General features: G+C 68.0%; 16 protein-coding genes. 10 read left to right on the top strand and 6 right to left on the bottom strand.

Features of this window, described 5'->3' with window-relative positions:
• The first annotated feature begins 65 nt into the window (after positions 1-65).
• The 6 genes from BN977_RS06680 (at position 66) to BN977_RS06655 (ending at position 6,122) form a co-directional block, all read left to right on the top strand.
• Complete coding sequence (locus BN977_RS06680) at positions 66-1,508, top strand: MmgE/PrpD family protein (protein WP_234709510.1); 1,443 nt, start codon at positions 66-68, stop codon at positions 1,506-1,508.
• The gene (locus BN977_RS06675) at positions 1,508-2,884 is read left to right on the top strand and encodes an MmgE/PrpD family protein (protein ID WP_051561110.1); all 1,377 of its coding nucleotides are present in this window, start codon (positions 1,508-1,510) and stop codon (positions 2,882-2,884) included. Before BN977_RS06680 ends, BN977_RS06675 begins: the two co-directional genes overlap by 1 nt.
• Positions 2,881-3,759 carry an isocitrate lyase/PEP mutase family protein gene (locus tag BN977_RS06670; protein ID WP_036396802.1) on the top strand — a complete coding sequence of 293 codons (879 nt, stop codon included), beginning with the start codon at positions 2,881-2,883 and terminating at the stop codon, positions 3,757-3,759. The genes BN977_RS06675 and BN977_RS06670 overlap by 4 nt, the downstream gene beginning before the upstream one ends.
• 1 nt (position 3,760) lies before the next feature.
• Positions 3,761-5,011 carry a 3-isopropylmalate dehydratase large subunit gene (locus BN977_RS06665; protein ID WP_036396801.1) on the top strand — a complete coding sequence of 417 codons (1,251 nt, stop codon included), beginning with the start codon at positions 3,761-3,763 and terminating at the stop codon, positions 5,009-5,011.
• A 14-nt stretch (positions 5,012-5,025) separates the two neighbouring features.
• Positions 5,026-5,574, top strand: coding sequence for a LeuD/DmdB family oxidoreductase small subunit (locus tag BN977_RS06660; protein ID WP_084172535.1), 549 nt, complete (start codon positions 5,026-5,028; stop codon positions 5,572-5,574).
• Positions 5,575-5,684: 110 nt separating this feature from the next.
• On the top strand, positions 5,685-6,122 hold the full coding sequence (locus BN977_RS06655) for a YbhB/YbcL family Raf kinase inhibitor-like protein (protein ID WP_234709509.1): 438 nt from the start codon (positions 5,685-5,687) through the stop codon (positions 6,120-6,122).
• Positions 6,123-6,292: 170 nt separating this feature from the next.
• On the opposite strand, the gene BN977_RS06650 is transcribed toward BN977_RS06655, so the two are convergent.
• Entirely contained in the window at positions 6,293-6,916 is a 624-nt protein-coding gene (locus BN977_RS06650; RefSeq protein ID WP_036396798.1) for an MBL fold metallo-hydrolase, read from the bottom strand.
• Complete coding sequence (locus BN977_RS06645) at positions 6,916-8,001, bottom strand: S-(hydroxymethyl)mycothiol dehydrogenase (protein ID WP_036396797.1); 1,086 nt, start codon at positions 7,999-8,001, stop codon at positions 6,916-6,918. Before BN977_RS06645 ends, BN977_RS06650 begins: the two co-directional genes overlap by 1 nt.
• An 82-nt stretch (positions 8,002-8,083) precedes the next feature.
• Between BN977_RS06645 and BN977_RS06640 the strand changes: the two genes are divergently transcribed.
• The 3 genes from BN977_RS06640 to BN977_RS06630 all read left to right on the top strand — a co-directional run bounded on the left by BN977_RS06640 (position 8,084) and on the right by BN977_RS06630 (position 10,395).
• Positions 8,084-8,923 carry a hypothetical protein gene (locus BN977_RS06640; protein WP_036396796.1) on the top strand — a complete coding sequence of 280 codons (840 nt, stop codon included), beginning with the start codon at positions 8,084-8,086 and terminating at the stop codon, positions 8,921-8,923.
• Between the two features lie 24 nt (positions 8,924-8,947).
• On the top strand, positions 8,948-9,772 hold the full coding sequence (locus tag BN977_RS06635; protein ID WP_036396795.1) for a serine hydrolase domain-containing protein: 825 nt from the start codon (positions 8,948-8,950) through the stop codon (positions 9,770-9,772).
• 110 nt (positions 9,773-9,882) lie between these two features.
• Positions 9,883-10,395: a DUF3145 domain-containing protein gene (locus BN977_RS06630; RefSeq protein WP_036398559.1), complete on the top strand. Its 513-nt coding sequence runs from the start codon at positions 9,883-9,885 to the stop codon at positions 10,393-10,395.
• 70 nt (positions 10,396-10,465) lie between these two features.
• Here BN977_RS06630 and BN977_RS06625 read toward each other — a convergent pair whose 3' ends face one another.
• Complete coding sequence (locus tag BN977_RS06625) at positions 10,466-11,914, bottom strand: flavin-containing monooxygenase (RefSeq protein ID WP_036396794.1); 1,449 nt, start codon at positions 11,912-11,914, stop codon at positions 10,466-10,468.
• On the bottom strand, positions 11,911-12,759 hold the full coding sequence (locus BN977_RS06620) for an SDR family oxidoreductase (RefSeq protein ID WP_036398557.1): 849 nt from the start codon (positions 12,757-12,759) through the stop codon (positions 11,911-11,913). Before BN977_RS06620 ends, BN977_RS06625 begins: the two co-directional genes overlap by 4 nt.
• Before the next feature lie 84 nt (positions 12,760-12,843).
• Between BN977_RS06620 and BN977_RS06615 the strand changes: the two genes are divergently transcribed.
• The gene (locus tag BN977_RS06615) at positions 12,844-13,473 is read left to right on the top strand and encodes a TetR/AcrR family transcriptional regulator (RefSeq protein ID WP_036396793.1); all 630 of its coding nucleotides are present in this window, start codon (positions 12,844-12,846) and stop codon (positions 13,471-13,473) included.
• 7 nt (positions 13,474-13,480) lie between these two features.
• Here BN977_RS06615 and BN977_RS06610 read toward each other — a convergent pair whose 3' ends face one another.
• Positions 13,481-14,371 (bottom strand): diacylglycerol kinase, encoded by an 891-nt coding sequence (locus BN977_RS06610; RefSeq protein WP_036396792.1) that lies wholly within the window; start codon positions 14,369-14,371, stop codon positions 13,481-13,483.
• A complete protein-coding gene (locus tag BN977_RS06605; RefSeq protein WP_109790086.1) occupies positions 14,368-15,948 on the bottom strand; it encodes an FAD-binding oxidoreductase in 1,581 nt (526 codons plus the stop codon). Before BN977_RS06605 ends, BN977_RS06610 begins: the two co-directional genes overlap by 4 nt.
• Positions 15,949-15,960 lie beyond the last annotated feature (12 nt).

Below are 15,960 nucleotides of genomic sequence, written 5' to 3'. Positions count from 1 at the left end.
GATCATACTTGCGGATTCCGCAAGTTGAGTGGGATGTCGGTGACGGACCGTCTGCAATGGGCGGTATGAACGCATTGTCGACGCAGCCGCAGATAGTGACCCCGAGCGCCCCCGACGGTCCCACCGGCCGACTGGTGGACTGGGTCCACGCGCTGGCCTGGGATCAGATTCCCGACCCGGTGCGCCGGCGTGCCGTCCACCTCTTGCTCGACGGCATCGGATGTGGGCTGATCGGGGCACAGCTGCCGTGGTCTCGCGTCGCCACTCAGGCTGTGCTCGGCATCGAGGGGGCCGGCACCGTTCCGGTCCTCGGTACCGGCCGGACCACAACACCCATCGGCGCGACACTGCTCAACAGCACCTTCATCCAAGGCTTCGAACTCGACGACTTCCACCCGCTGGCGCCGTTGCACTCTGCGTCGCTGCTGGTGCCGTCGCTGCTGGCGACGGCAGCTCACCTCGATCGCCCGGTGAGCGGCCGGGAGCTGCTGGTGGCTGCGATCGCCGGGTTCGAAACCGGACCGCGGATCGGCTACGCCCTCGGCGGTACCGAAATGCTGTCCCGCGGATGGCATTCGGGCCCGATCTTCGGCGGCATCGCGAGCGCGCTGGCCTGCGGCAAGCTGCGTGGCCTCGACGGCGCCCAACTTGAGGACGCGGTCGGTTTCGGCGCGACCCAGTCCGCCGGGCTGATGTCGGCACAGTACGAGGCGATGGGAAAGCGGATGCAACACGGCTTCGCAGCCCGCAACGGGTTCTATTCGGCGGCGCTCGCCGAATCGGGCTACACCGGTATCGACCAGGTGTTGGAAAGACCGTACGGCGGATTCCTCGCGGTGTACGGCGAGGGCCATGACCCCGACGCAGAGGCCATTGCCCGTGGTCTCGGCGACCACTGGGAGACCACTTTCATCATGGTGAAGTCGTGGTCCGTGATGGGTGGCTTGCACGGTGTGGTGGAGGCGGCCCGCACGCTACGGGAACGCTTGGGCGGCCGCATGATCGAGCGCATCGACATCCGCGTCGGTGACGTCATCTACCACCACGGCTGGTGGAACCCGCAGCGCCCTCTGACCGCGATCGGCGGGCAGATGAACATCGGCTACGCCGCAGCCGTCACCCTGCTGGACGGAGTCGCTCTGCCCCAGCAGTTCACCGCCGCTCGCCTCGACGCCGACGACGTGTGGCAGCTGCTGGACCGCACGCATGTCGAACTCGATCGCAGCATCGACGAACTGCCACTGACCGAACGCTTCCAGACACACCTGACCCTGTCCTTCAGCGACGGCAGCACCGACACCGCAACGGTGATCGCACCGCATGGTTACCCGGGGGACCCGGTAACCGACGACGAGGTGGTCGCGAAGTTCCACAGCTTGGTCGATCCGGTGATGCCGGCCGAGCGCGCCGCCGCGATCGAGCACGCTTTGCTCGGTCTGCCGGACGTCGACGATGTCGCGCCGTTGGTGGAACTGCTCGGCGGTGAAGTGGGACGGGCGCTGGACTGATGACCGCCACAGGAGCCACCGCGAGTCTGGCCGACTTCGTCGCAGACACCACACTCGACGACATACCAGAACAGGCCCGAACCCGGTTGGCACAGTGCCTGCTCGACTTCATCGGCGTCGCAGCAGCCGGATCGCGCTACGGCGAATCCAGCCGCGCGATACGAACGGCGTTGCGCAGCGTGGCGACCGGCGGTGACACGACGGTCGTCGCCGACCCCGACCCCTGGCCGCAGCCGTACGCCGCGATGCTCAACGGGATCTATGCCCACAGCCTCGATTTCGACGACACCCACATCGCCGGTGGCCTGCATCCCGGCGCAGCCGTGATCCCCGCCGTCCTGGCGGTTGCCGAGGAAAGCGATGCCACCGGCACCGACCTGCTGACCTCGCTCGCGGTGGGATACGAGGTGTGTTGTCGCGTCGGTGTGGCACTGGGGCGTGGCGCCTACCGGCGTGGCTTTCACCCCACCGCGGTCGCGGGCCTGATCGGTGCGACCGTGGGGGCCGGCCGGCTGCGGGGTCTTGATGCCGTCGGTGTCGTGCAGGCGATCGGGTTGGCCGGGTCGATGGCAGCCGGATCGATGCAGTATCTGGCCAGCGGCGCCGAAAACAAGCGCCTCCACCCCGGCCTTGCGGCCCACAACGCGATTTTGGCAACGACTTTCGCCGGATCCGGGGTGCGCGGGGCAGCCGCGGCCCTGGAGGGCAACTACGGCCTGCTGCACGCGTACACCGATCAGCCCCACCCCGACCAACTCACCGCCGATCTCGGCCGAGTTTGGTATCTGGAGGGCACCGGCATCAAGCCCTATCCGGCGTGCCGGCTGACCCACGGCGCCATCGACGCCGCGCTACAGGTCCGCGCTGACCTCGCGGCGAAACTACCGCCCGATGCCAGTGTCCGGCTGACGATCTCGCCGACGGCAGACCAGCTTGTCGGGGGCACCGATCCACGTAAGCGTGCGCCGGAGAATTCTGTCGACGGTCAGTTCAGTGCGGTGTTCCAGGCTGCAGTCGCACTGCTCGACGGTCGCGTCGACTGGCGAAGCTATCAGCGCATCACCGCTCCCGACGTGCGTGCGCTGACCGCACGCGTCGAGCTGTCCACCGATGCGACGTTGCCCGAAGCCGGGGCCGAACTCCGTGTCACCACCGACGGCAAAATCCATACTGCCCGCGTCGAACTGCCCTCGGGGGAGCCGGGTAGCAACCTGTCGTGGGAACTCGTCCGCACCAAATACCAGGGTCTCACCCGGCATGTGTTTCCCGAGCCGGTTGCGGAGACGGTCGCCGACCTCACCGGCTGCCACTCGGCTCGTATCCTCATCCGCTCACTACGGGCCGCCATACCCGCTGACCCACAGGAGAACTCATGACGACCCCCGCCCGTGCACGGTTGCGCGAACTGCTCGACCGTGAGGAGCTCATCGTCGCCCCCGGCGTGTATGACGGAATCTCGGCACACCTGACCAAGCGCACCGGGCACACCGCGGCGTACCTCACCGGAGCCGGTGTCGCGGCGTCCGGGTTCGGCCTGCCCGACATCGGGCTCGTCACCCAGACCGAGATGGTCGAACGCGCCAGAATGGTCGTGCGCGCGCTCGGCGACGTGCCGCTGCTTGCCGATGCCGACACCGGCTACGGTGCGCCGATCAACGTCATCCGGACCGTGCGCGATTACCAGGACGCTGGCGTGGCCGCAATTCAACTGGAGGATCAGGCGTTTCCCAAACGGTGCGGCCATCTGCCCGACAAGGAACTGGTCGGCGCCGACGACTTCGTCCGTACGCTGGCCGCGGCTCTGGACGCGCGCACCGACGACGGCATGCTGGTGATCGCCCGCACCGACGCCCGCGGACCGCTCGGACTGGACGAAGCGATTCGCCGCGCCAACCGGTATGCGGCCGAAGGCGCCGACGTCCTCTTCGTCGAAGCGCCCCAGAGTGAGGACGAGATCGAGCGCATCGCCGCCGAGGTCGAGGCACCGCTGCTGCTCAACCTGGTGCTCGGCGGCCTGACCCCCGAGCAGTCCACACAGCGGCTGCAACAGTTGGGTTTTGCGGTTGCCATCCATCCCTCGGCCGTTCTCGCGCACTCGACGCTGGGCACGCTCACCGCACTGTGCCAGCTGCGCGGTATCGATGCCGACGAGTTCCTGCCGAGCAAGCCGGAAGAGTTCTTCAACCTGGTCGGAATGGCTGAGTGGTTCACGCTCGGCGAGAGATATCAGCCGGCTCGACGGGAGGCTTGACATGGGTATGACGATGATCGAACGGATCCTGGCGCGCAAAGCCGGCGTTCCCCACGTTCGCGCCGGTGACATGGTCACCGTGGACGTCGACATGACCGTCCTGATCGACCTGCAGTTCGCCACCATGTGGATCCAGCCGCTCAGGATCAACGATCCCGACAAGGTCGCGATCGTCATGGATCACGCGGTGCCGGCACCCACCATCAAAGACGCCGCGGGTGGCCCGAAAGCGCGGAAGTTCGCGGAGGACTTCGCTATTCGACGCTTCTACGACGTCGGCCGGCACGGCATCTGTCACCAGGTGATAGCCGAGAACGGATTGGCGCGCCCCGGCGAGATTCTGGCCTGCACCGACAGTCACACGTGCGCCGGCGGTGCCTACAACACCGCGGCGCGCGGGCTGGGGCCGGCCGAGGTGTACTCGATCCTGTGCACGGGCGCCACCTGGTTTCAGTGTTCGCCGACGATCCGCTACGAGCTGACCGGCAGCCTGCCTTCCGGGGTCAGCGGCAAAGACGTATTCCTCTATATCGCAGACGAATACGGTGACACACCGAACATCAACCTGGAGTATGGCGGACCGGGGCTCGCCTCGATACCACTGAACGATCGCCGCACCATTGCCACCCAGGGAGCCGAAGTGTCCGCCGACTTCTCCACGTTCGCGTACGACGACGTCCTGGCTCAACGTTTTCACGAACTCGGCATCAGCGGGTACGAGCCGGCCCACGCCGATCCCGACGCCACCTACCTGGACGTACGAAAGATCGACCTGTCGGCCCTCGTGCCCTACGTCGCCCGGCCCGGAACGGTGTCCCGAAACGGGATGCCGGTCAACGAGATCGAGCCGCGTAAAATCGACCAGGCCTTCATCGGATCGTGCGCGAACGGTCAGCTCGACGACCTGCGGATCGCCGCCGATGTGTTGCGCGGCCGACAGGTCGCACCCGGTGTGCGGCTCATCGTCACCCCGGCAAGCCAGCAGGTTTACGGCGATGCCATGCGCCTGGGCTATCTGCAGGACATCGCCGACGCCGGCGCCGTCGTCACCAACGCCACGTGCGGTGCCTGCTTCGGGTACCACATGGGCGTCGTCGGGCCGGGAGAGGTCTGCCTGACGTCCTCCACCCGCAACTTCACCGGCCGGATGGGTTCGACCGAGGCCGAGATCTACATGGCCTCACCGGCGACCGTCGCCGCATCGGCCGTGGCCGGCCATATCACCGATGCCAGAGAGGCACTGACCCGATGAGCAAGAATATCACCGTGACCGGCCGCGTCTGGGTGTTCGGCGACAGCCTCAACACCGACGCCATGTATCCACCCGACGCCATGAAGCTCGATGTTCCCGAGGCGGCCAAGATGGTCTTCTACCAAGTACGGCCCGGATGGGCCGACCAGGTCGAACCCGGTGACATCGTGGTGGCCGGCACGAATTTCGGCGTCGGATCGTCGCGCCCGGTCGCCACACTGTTCAACCAACTCGGTGTGGCCGCGTTGATCGCCGAGGAGTTCAACTCGCTGTTCTTCCGCAACGCGGTCAACGCCGGCTTACCCGCGATGACCATCCCTGGTGCCACCGCCGCGTTCTCCGATGGCGATACCGGCACGTTCGACCTGCGCAGCGGCGCCTGGCGCAACGACACCACCGGCGTGGATGGCACCGCCGGTGAGCTTCCCGAGCTCATACTGGAGATTCTCGCGAGCGGGGGCGTGTTGCCTCGGCTGGCCGAACAAGGTTATATCCCAGCCGAACTCGCCGACGCGCTTCGCTCACCGGCGATATCGGCGGCAGCACACGGCAGCGGCACATGACGGGTCTACCCGAACGTATCGGGAAGGTTCTCCGGCCGGTACGGGCCGGTCGCCATCGCAGCCGATTGGCGGCCTTGGCGCCGGCGTGGACCATCGAACTGTCCAGTTCCATGTTCAGCGATGGCGGTGCCATGCCGAGCAAGTGCGCCGGCAGAGGTGTCGGTGACAACGTGTCACCACCGTTGCGCTGGTCCGGTGTACCGGAGCACACCGCGGCCCTGGTGCTGGTCATCGAAGACGAAGACGTGCCGCTGCCACGTCCGCTGATGCACACGGTGGCGGTCCTCGATCCCGCCGTCGGTCAACTCGACGAAGGTTCGCTGCAACCGGGCACACCCGGATTGCGATTCCTCAAAACGCTACTCGGATATGGGTATTCAGGACCGCGTCCCATTCCCGGTCATGGAACGCATCACTATCGTTTCTCTCTTTTCGCTCTCAGTAGGCCCGTACCGCACGACGTCACCACCACGCGCAGCCTCATGAACATCATCCGCGCCAGTGGGACCGCACGCGGTGTGCTGACCGGTACCTATGAGCGTCCCTAGGGCTGGTCAGGGTTCCGTGGTTCGGAGCCGCTCTCTGCATGATGCGGTAGTGCGTGTTGATCCTCAACAGCTGACGAAGTTGATGCTCAACGAGTCGGCGAAGGTCTCCGCCAGGATCTATCCAGGGTCGGGGTGCCGTTGGTGGATTCCGGCGGCGGGGCGGTGTGTTGTCAGTGGCCGCGCTTGACCCATTCGTCGTAGTGGACCAGTTCGCCGCCGATGGTGGTGGTGTCGCCGTGGCCGGTGTAGACGACGGTTTCGTCGGGCAGGGTGCCCAGTTTGGTGGAGATGGATTCCAGGATGGTGGGGAAGCTGGAGTAGGAGCGGCCGGTGGCGCCGGGTCCGCCTTGGAACAGGGTGTCTCCGGAGATGACGGCGTTCAGTGCGGGGGCCGACCAGCACACCGAGCCCGGGGAGTGCCCGGGGGTGTGCAGGGCGTGTACCTCGATGCCGCCGGCGGTGAGCACCAGTCCGTCCTCGACGCTTCGGAAGTCGGTGTCGGGGTGGATTTCTCGCCAGAGCATGTCGTCGGCGGGGTGCAGGAACACCGGGGCGTCCAGGGTGGTGGCCAGTTCGGGGGCGACGGTGATGTGGTCGTTGTGGCCGTGGGTGCAGATGACGGCGACGACGTTGCGTCCGGCGACGGCCTCGATGATGGGGGCGGCGGTGTGGGCGGCGTCGAAGACGATGACATCTGAGTCGTCGCCGACGAGCCAGATGTTGTTGTCGACGTCCCAGGTGCCGCCGTCGAGGGAGAAGGTGCCGCTGGTGACGACCCGGGTGATGGCACCCATCAGAGGATGACCACGGAGCGCAGGACCTCGCCGGCGTGCATTTTGTGGAAGGCGTCTTCGATCTGGTCGAGGCCGATGCGTTCGGAGACGAATTTCTCCAGGGGCAGCCGGCCCTGGCGATAGAGACTGATGAGGGTGGGGAAGTCGCGTTCGGGTAGGCAGTCGCCGTACCAGGACGACTTGAGTGCTCCGCCGCGGGAGAAGAAGTCCACCAACGGCATTTCTAGGGTCATGTCCGGGGTCGGGACGCCGACGAGCACGACGGTGCCGGCCAGGTCGCGGGCGTAGAAGGCCTGCTTCCAGGTTTCGGGGCGCCCGACGGCGTCGATGACCACGTCGGCGCCGAACCCGTCGGTCAGATCCTGGATGGTCTCCACGGGGTCGAGTTCTTTGGCGTTGATGGTGTGGGTGGCCCCGAACCCGCGGGCCCAGTCCAGTTTCCGGTTGTCGGTGTCGACGGCGATGATCTTTTTGGCCCCGACCAGGGCCGCCCCGGCGATGGCGGCATCACCCACCCCGCCGCAGCCGATGACCGCGACGGTGTCGTTGCGGCCCACGTTGCCGGTGTTGATGGCCGCGCCGATGCCGGCCATCACCCCGCAGCCGAGCAGACCGGCCACGGCCGGGTCGGCTTCGGGATCGACTTTGGTGCACTGGCCCTGATGCACGAGGGTTTTGTCGGCGAACGCCCCGATCCCGAGGGCGGGGGTCAGTTCGGTGCCGTCGGTCAGGGTCATTTTCTGGGTGGCGTTGAAGGTGTCGAAACACAGGTTGGGGCGGCCGCGTTTGCAGGCCCGGCATTCGCCGCACACCGCGCGCCAGTTCAGGATCACGAAATCGCCGGGGGCGACATGGGTGACACCCGCACCGACCGCTTCCACGGTGCCGGCGGCCTCATGCCCCAACAGGAACGGGTAGGAGTCGTTGATGCCGCCCTCGCGGTAGGTCAGATCGGTATGGCACACCCCGCACGCGATGATGTCGACCACCACCTCACCCGGACCGGGATCGGGGATCACGATCTCCACCAACTCCACGGGCTGCTTCTTCGACCGGGAAATCACACCGCGCACTGTCTGAGGCATGCGTACAACCTAATGCCTCGCCAGAAATATGGAATGGTGTCCAAACAAGGGTCCGGCGCCGTCTCGCGCGCTACGGTGGGCCATGGTGTTGCTGTCAGTTGACCACGGGATCGAACTTCTCGTCGTTGCGCGCTCCGCGTACCGGCGTAGCGACTGGCGCACGACATACGAGACATTCGGGCGCGTCGAGAGCGTGCAGCGGTTGGCCACCGACGACTTGGCAGCCTATGCCGCCGCGGCCTGGCGGCTGGGCCACGGCCGCGAGGCCGTCCGGATCAACGAACGCGTACACACCTTGCTGGTGCGCACCGATCCGGTGCAGGCAGCCGTCAAGGCCGCCGAACTCGGGCTGGCCTGGTTGGCCCGTGGGCATGTGGCGGTGGCTCGCAGCTGGGCCGACCGCGCCGCGCTGCTACTCCGCGGGACGGCGGAGAGCGCCGCGCACGGATATGTCGCCTATCTCGGTGTGGTTCTCGCGCCCGAGGGCCCAGCCGCCACCGAGTTGCGCGGCATCGCCGCACGGGTGGGCGATCCGGCCCTGACCGCCCTCGCCGACGCCGCCGAGGGGATCACCGCCCTGGCGCGGCAGCGGTTCGCCGAGGGTTACGCCGCGCTCGACGACGCGCTGTTGCCGATGCTGGACGAGCGCGTGCCGATGGAGTGGGCGGCCGATGTCTACCGGCGCGCGCTGATGTCGGCCGCCGACCATGCCGACGCCGACCGACTGCGCGCCTGGTCCGAGTCGGCGCTGCGGTGGGCCGAGGCGACCGACGCGGTGACCTACCGGGCGATCGTGGATGTGCTGCGGTCCCATGCCGGCCTGGCCCCGGCGCGTACCCGGCTCGGGGAGCTGCGCCGGGTGGTCGCGGAGGTGGACGCCGCGGTCGTCGGGCTGCTCGACGATCTGCTGGCGCGGCGGTAGCTCTCCCCGGCTAGATTGGCGCCCGTGAGCGCCCTCGATGTGCTGTCGGACTGGCCGGTCGATACCGCAGCGGCGGCGGTGATCGGGGCGGCCGGCGTGCTGGCCACCCATGGCGATGTCGGCCGCGTGTTCCGGCTGGCCTCGGTGACCAAACCGCTGGTCGCCCGCGCCGCGCAGGTCGCCGTCGAGGAGGGCGTCTTCGAACTGGACACCCCGGCGGGTCCGCCCGGCGCGACGGTGCGCCACCTGCTGGCGCACGCCTCGGGTGTGGCGATGCAGTCGGCCCAACAGATGGCGGCGCCCGGCACCCGGCGGATCTACTCCAACTACGGCTTCACCCTGCTGGCCGAGGCGCTGCAGGACGCGGCGGCCATCGAGTTCGGCGGGTATCTGCGCGAAGCGGTGTTCGAGCCGCTCGGGATGGCGGACTCCGACCTGGTCGGCGGTGCCGACGCCGCAGGGTACGGCGGCCGGGCCACCGTGGCCGACCTCAGCGCTTTCGCCGGTGAACTGCTGCGCCCGAGGTTGGTGTCGCCGCAGATGCACACCGAGGCCGTGTCGGTGCAGTTCCCCGGCCTGGCCGGGGTGCTGCCCGGATTCGGGTCGCAGCGCCCCAACGACTGGGGGCTGGGTTTCGAGATCAGGGACGGCAAGTCGCCGCATTGGACCGGGGCGCTCAACACGCCGCGCACCTTCGGGCATTTCGGCCAGTCAGGGACGTTTCTGTGGGTCGATCCGGGCGCTGACGTGGCGCTGGTGGTGCTGACCGACCGGGATTTCGGGGAGTGGACGTATCCGCTGTGGCCGGCGATCTCTGATGAGGTCCTGAGAGAATTCCGCGCAGACTAGCGCAACACTGGTCCCACAAGGCACAATAGACACGCACGAAACAACTGCATCTATTCGGTAACGCCAGGTCGTTGGGGAAGACGTCCCTCGTGGAGCCGAAGGAGCAGATGATGCGTGCGTTGAACCAGTTCGCCGATGCGACGACTGGCGTGGTTTACGTTCACGCCTCGCCCGCGGCGGTATGCCCACACGTGGAGTGGGCACTTTCGTCGACCCTGTCGGCGCGGGCGAACCTGAAATGGACGCCCCAACCGGCCATGCCGGGGCAGCTTCGTGCTGTCACGAATTGGGTCGGGCCGGTCGGCACCGGCGCGCAGTTGGCCAATGCCCTGCGCTCGTGGTCGGTGCTGCGCTTCGAGGTGACCGAAGATCCCAGTGAGGGCGTGGACGGGCACCGCTGGTGTCACACCCCGCAGCTGGGCCTGTGGAGCGGAGCGATGAGCGCCAACGGTGATGTCATGGTCGGCGAGCAGCGGCTGCGCAGCCTGATGGCCTCGGGCGCGGACACGCTCGCCGCCGAACTGGACACCGTGCTGGGCACCGCCTGGGACGAGTCGCTGGAGCCCTACCGCGGTGGCGGGGACACCGGCGAGATGACCTGGCTGAACAGGGGTGTCGGCTAGTCCCAGTTGCCGAGTGGGTGGTTGAGGCACGCGATTGCCGAAATGGCGTGCCCTAACCACCCATTCGTCGTCAGCTCACCCGGTAGTGCTCCGGGTCCGGCTCGGCGAGCATCCGCGTCAGCGTGGCCCGATCGAAGGGCCACAGGTCGACGGTGCCGTCCTCGGTGAGATACCAGGAGTTGCACCCGGTGCTCCACACCGTCGGACCGAGGGCCTCGGCCACCGCGGCGTTGAATTCGGTGGTGGCCTCGTCGGTGACCTCCACCTCGTCGATCTCCTCGTCGCGAAACCGCTTGAGCCAGTGCACGATATAGCGCGCGGTGGCCTCGGCCGAGTACTGCAGCGGGATCGACCCGGTGGGGGAGTTCGGGCCGAGAACCGTGAACAGGTTCGGAAAGCCGGGAATCGCGGTCATCCGGTAGGCGCGCGGCCCCTTCACCCAGGCTTCGTCGAGGGTGACTCCGTCCCGGCCGACGATCGACATCGGCCGCATGTAGTTGTGGGCGTGGAAACCGGTGGCCAGCACCACGAGGTCGACGTCGTGCTCGGCGCCGTCGGCGGTTCTGATACCGGTCGCGGTCATCTCGGTGATCGGCTCGGTGACCAGCCGTGCGTTGGGCCGGGTGATGGCACGGTAGTAGCTGCCCGATACCACCTGGCGTTTGCACAGTGGCTGATAGTCGGGTGTCAGTTTCGCGCGCAGTTCTGGATCGCGGATCTGCGCGCGCAGGCTCAGCCGGGCGTAGGCCTGCACCAGGCTGCGTCGCCACGACGGCTTGGTTACGACATCGGCGAGGATGTTCGACATCCACTGCAGCCGGTCGAAGGTGAACGCGTGCAAGGCTGGCCAGCGCCGCAGCGTCGCCGAGAGTGCGCGCGGCTGGCGCATCCACATCGGCGCCCACAAAATCCACTGCGGAGACCTGGCGAAGTGCAGCACCGTGTCGGCTTCGGGCTGCAGCGCCGAAACGACCTGCACCCCGGTCGATCCCGTGCCGATCACCGCGATGCGCCGGCCGCTGGTGCGCACGTCGGGATCCCACCGTGCGGTGTGCAGGACGGGTCCCCGGAACCGATCCATGCCGGGGATGTCCGGAATGAACGGGTGGTGCAGGACGCCGGTGGCGCACACCACGAAATCGGCGGTCAGGGTGTCGCCGCCCGAGGTGCTCAGCGTCCAGCCGCCACCGTCGTAGCGCGCGGCGGTGATCTCGGTGTTCAGCCGTACATGGGGTGTCAGGCCGAGGCGGTCGACGACGTCCCGGTGGTAGCGCTGGATATCGGCGCCGGATGCCCACAGGTGGCTCCAGTCCGGCTTCGGCGCGAACCCGAACTGGTAGATCTGCGATGGGACATCGCAGGTGAGGCCGGGATAGCGGTTCCAGTGCCAGACGCCTCCGACGTCGGATCCCTTCTCCACCACGGTGAAATCGGTGAAACCGGCCTGCCGGAACGTGTGGGCGGCGGCGATGCCGGCCATCCCGGCGCCGATGATGACGATCCGCACGGCGCGCGTCATGACGCGTGGTCCTTGGCCTGCCGCTCCAACCGGTCCAGGTAAGCCCGCCGGGCGGTCGCGTCGATCCCGGTGAGCGCACGCCGGTCGTCGACGCGGGGACGCACCCACCGCTGCACGAACTCCGGGACGAGCGCGTCCACCAACGACCACGCCGGGGCGACCCAGCCCGGCACCGACGTGCGGGCCGCGCGGGTGTGCAGTGTGCGTACCACCGCGCGTGCCACCGCATCGGGATCGACGGTGGGCAGTCCGCGTCCCAGTGGTGCGCCCGACGCGAGTTCGGTGCGCACGGCCGCGGGCAGCACCGCCGACACCGTGACACCGGTTCCGCTGTATTCGCGCCGCGCCGCGAGCGAGGCGCCGAGGGCGGCGAACTTGCTGGCGTTGTAGGTGACCATGCCCGGGATCGGGATCATGCCCGCCATCGACGCGACGTTGACCACGTGGCCCCGTCGGCGCGCCACCATGGCCGGGATGACCGCTTGCATACCGTGCAGCAGACCGCGCACATTGACATCGAGAATCAGGCCGGTGGTGGCGGCGGTCTCGGCGTCGAACGCGCCCAACGGCATCACCCCGGCGTTGTTGACCAGGATGTCGACCGGTCCCGAGGCTGCCGCCACCTCGGCGAGGAAGCGGTCCCAGGATTCCCGACTGGTGACGTCGAGATGGGCGCTGTGACAGTGCAATTGGGTGGCCGTGGCAGCGGCGACGTCGGCGTCCACGTCGCCGATCCACACGGTGGCCCCGAGATGGCAGAACAACTCGGCCGTCTTGGCGCCGATGCCGCGCGCACCGCCACTGATCACCACCACCGAACCGTCCACCCTGGGGGTTCTCGACAACGTCATGGCCGCCTCCTCCAATCAAATACCGACGGTATCCGAATACTCGAAGTCAAATCAATACTTGGGGTATATGATTTTTGGATGCCGCGGCTGACCAGGGCGCAACGCCAGGAACAGACCCGCGTTGAACTGCTCGAGGCCGCCAGGCGGCGGTTTCTGACCCACGGCTACGCGGCCACCAGCCTCGACGACATCGCGGAGGATGCCGGTTACTCCAAGGGCGCGGTGTACTCCAACTTCGGCAGTAAGCCGAATGTGTGCCGGGCGGTGCTGGAGCTCATCCATCGGGAGAAGTTCGGCGAGATCGCCGAGTTGGCGACGGCGGCCGCCGATCTGGACAGCCGGATCGCCGCACTCAACACCTGGTTTGAGGCCACCGTGGGCGATGTCGGGTGGACCATGCTGGAGCTGGAGTTCGTGGTGTTGTCCCGCAACAATCCCGATCTCACCGACATGATCACCGCGCTGCGCGAGGAGGCCGCTCGGTCGGTGGCCGGCGTGCTGCGCACCCTGGCGGCCGACCTCGGCATCGACGAATCCAGTTCCGTGGCAGCAGGTTTGGATGATGTCGGCAATCTGCTGTTGAGCGCCGGCATCGGCTTGGGCATCCAGCGCGCCATCGATCCCTCGGTGCCGGCACGGCCGGCCACCGACGCCATCCGCTACCTGGTGAACATGCTGGGCGCCATCGGTTCCGCGCCCGGGGCTTAGGCCGAAACTACTTGCGCAACAACGTCAACACGCCCGGCACGGCCGAGACCGTCACCGGCAGCGGACAGGCGAAGTCACCGTCGGCGTAGGCGTTGATGCCGGGGGAGTCGACGACGATCCGCGCCGCTCGCTTGGTGGTCACCTGAGGCAGATTGACGTGGGTGCCCTTGAAGACCGTGGGAAACAGCCGGATCAGCTTGGTGCGCGACGCCGAATGCACCATCGTGACATCGAGCAGGCCGTCGGTCGGGTCGGCGCCGGGGCAGATCAGCATGCCGCCGCCGTAACTGCGGGTGTTGCCGAACGCGGCCAGCGTGAGTTCGGTGACGATCTCCGGTCCGTCGTCGAACGTCAACCGGAAGGGCAGCAATCGCAGCTTGGACAGCTCGGCGACCATGGCGACGTTGTACCGCATCCGACCGTGCGGCCAGCTCATCCGGTTGGTGCGGTCGCTGACCAGAGAATCGAAGCCGGCAGCCATCACCGTGCCGAACCACTTGACGGCACCGGTGGCGTCGACGACGCGACCCAGATCGATGGTCTCGGGGCGGCCGTCGAGTACGACGTCGGCCGCCGCCTCCGGATCACCGGTGGGAATGCCGAATTCACGGGCGTGGTCGTTGCCGGTGCCGGCCGGGATGATGCCCAGCGGGACAGCCCCGAGCGCCAAGGCCTGCAACGCCACCGAGATGATGCCGTCGCCACCGACCACCACCAGGGCATCGGTGCCGCGCGCGAGTTCCTCGTCGACGAGCCGGCGGGCGTGTGCGGCATCGGCACCGACCACCTCACACACGTCGACCCCGCGCTGCTGGAAGCGTGCGATGGCGCGCTCGGCAGCATGCGGTGCGTTGCCGTGTCCGGACGCGGGGTTGGTCAGGACCGAGATGCGCTTCACGGAATCAGCTTGCCGGGGTTGAGGATTCCGGTGGGGTCGAGCACCGCCTTCACCGCGCGCAGCACCTCGACGCCGAGGTCGCCGATCTCGGCGCGCATCCATGGCCGGTGGTCGGCGCCGACCGCGTGATGATGGGTGATGGTCGCCCCCGCGCGCACCATGGCCTCCGACGCGGCGGCCTTGGCCTTGCTCCACTGTTCGATCGGGTTGCCGCGCTGAGCGGCCACCACGGTGAAATACAACGAGGCGCCGGTCGGATACACGTGCGAAATGTGGCACATCACCAGCGCTTGCGTGCCGGATTCGGCCAGTGATTCGGTCAGGGCCGCGGTCACGGCCGCCTTGACGGCGGCGATGTTCGACCACGACGTCGCGGTTTCCAGCGTCTCGCACAGCGCCCCGGCCGTCAGCAGTGAGTCCCGCAGGTAGGGCGCACCGAACCGGCCGTGCTCCCACGCCCGGGCCGGTGCCTCACCCAGCGACGTGCCGCCGTGGGCGGTCAACACGGCGGCGGTCTCGGCGTGCCGGCTCGCGGTGTGCGCGGCCGACCCTTCGAACACGGTGATCGCCAGGCACCCGCCGGTGATGCGCTGCTCGCCGATGCTCTCGGTGGTGGCCAGGTTGATCCCGGTCTCCACTTCGTCGGAGAGCCGGATCACCGTCGGACCGGTGCCGGTCTGGGTGACCGCGCGCAGCGCCGCCGCTCCGGTCGGGAAATCCGGGAACGACCAGGCCTCGTAGCGGGTGGATTCCGGGACCGGGTGCACGCGGACCCGGACGGCGGTGATCACGCCGAACACGCCCTCGGATCCCATCAGCAGCTGACGCAGATCGGGTCCGGCCGCCGAGGCCGGCGCCCGCCCCAGATCGAGAATCCCGGCCGGGGTGACGGCGCGCAGGCCGCGGACCATGTCGTCGAAGCGGCCGTAACCGGCGGAATCCTGTCCCGACGACCGGGTGGCCGCGAAGCCGCCGATGGTGGCGAACTGGAAGCTCTGCGGGAAATGGCCGAGCGAAAACCCCTTCGCGCCCAACAGGCGCTCGGCGCCGGGCCCGGTGACCCCGGCCTGCAGCACGGCCTCGCCGGACACCTCGTCCAGGTGCAGCAGCCGGTCTAGGCGGCGCAGGTCCAGCGACACAACCGCGGTGAAGTCGCCGCGCGCCGGGTCCAGTCCGCCGACCACGCTGGTGCCCCCGCCGAACGGGACGACGGCGATCCGGTGCTCGACGCAGGCCCGCAGGATCTCCGCGATCTCCTCTTCGGTGCCGGGCAGCAGCACCGCATCCGGCGCGTCCTGCACGCCGGTGTCCTTGCGCCGCAACAGATCCAGCGTCGACTTGCCGCCGGCCCGCAGCAGCCGGTCAAGGTCGTCGACCCGGCAGTGCCCGGCGCCGACGATGCCCGCCAATGCCTCGTGCGCGGTGGCGGACAGTCGGGACGGCTGCAGCGTCACCTGCTCGGCGGTGATGTCGGGGATGCCGGACTGCTCGATGCCCAACGCCTGCTTGAGCAGGGCGCGGATGCCGTCGGACAGCGGCTTGGCGGCCGCGGGATCACCCCAGGCATTCCATTTCATCGGGGGTAAGAG

This window comes from Mycolicibacterium cosmeticum, assembly GCF_000613185.1.
Classification (GTDB): Bacteria; Actinomycetota; Actinomycetes; order Mycobacteriales; family Mycobacteriaceae; genus Mycobacterium; species Mycobacterium cosmeticum.
The sequence above is the reverse complement of the archived record's forward strand: the minus strand, read 5'-3'. Positions and strand labels throughout refer to the sequence as shown.

Coding starts and splice junctions, on each gene's coding strand:
- BN977_RS06625 (WP_036396794.1), bottom strand. CDS start 11,914: ATGACGCGCGCCGTGCGGATCGTCATCATCGGCGCCGGGATGGCCGGC.
- BN977_RS06650 (WP_036396798.1), bottom strand. CDS start 6,916: ATGGGTGCCATCACCCGGGTCGTCACCAGCGGCACCTTCTCCCTCGAC.
- BN977_RS06615 (WP_036396793.1), top strand. CDS start 12,844: ATGCCGCGGCTGACCAGGGCGCAACGCCAGGAACAGACCCGCGTTGAA.
- BN977_RS06655 (WP_234709509.1), top strand. CDS start 5,685: ATGTTCAGCGATGGCGGTGCCATGCCGAGCAAGTGCGCCGGCAGAGGT.
- BN977_RS06630 (WP_036398559.1), top strand. CDS start 9,883: ATGCGTGCGTTGAACCAGTTCGCCGATGCGACGACTGGCGTGGTTTAC.
- BN977_RS06640 (WP_036396796.1), top strand. CDS start 8,084: ATGGTGTTGCTGTCAGTTGACCACGGGATCGAACTTCTCGTCGTTGCG.
- BN977_RS06675 (WP_051561110.1), top strand. CDS start 1,508: ATGACCGCCACAGGAGCCACCGCGAGTCTGGCCGACTTCGTCGCAGAC.
- BN977_RS06665 (WP_036396801.1), top strand. CDS start 3,761: ATGGGTATGACGATGATCGAACGGATCCTGGCGCGCAAAGCCGGCGTT.
- BN977_RS06605 (WP_109790086.1), bottom strand. CDS start 15,948: ATGAAATGGAATGCCTGGGGTGATCCCGCGGCCGCCAAGCCGCTGTCC.
- BN977_RS06670 (WP_036396802.1), top strand. CDS start 2,881: ATGACGACCCCCGCCCGTGCACGGTTGCGCGAACTGCTCGACCGTGAG.
- BN977_RS06680 (WP_234709510.1), top strand. CDS start 66: ATGAACGCATTGTCGACGCAGCCGCAGATAGTGACCCCGAGCGCCCCC.
- BN977_RS06645 (WP_036396797.1), bottom strand. CDS start 8,001: ATGCCTCAGACAGTGCGCGGTGTGATTTCCCGGTCGAAGAAGCAGCCC.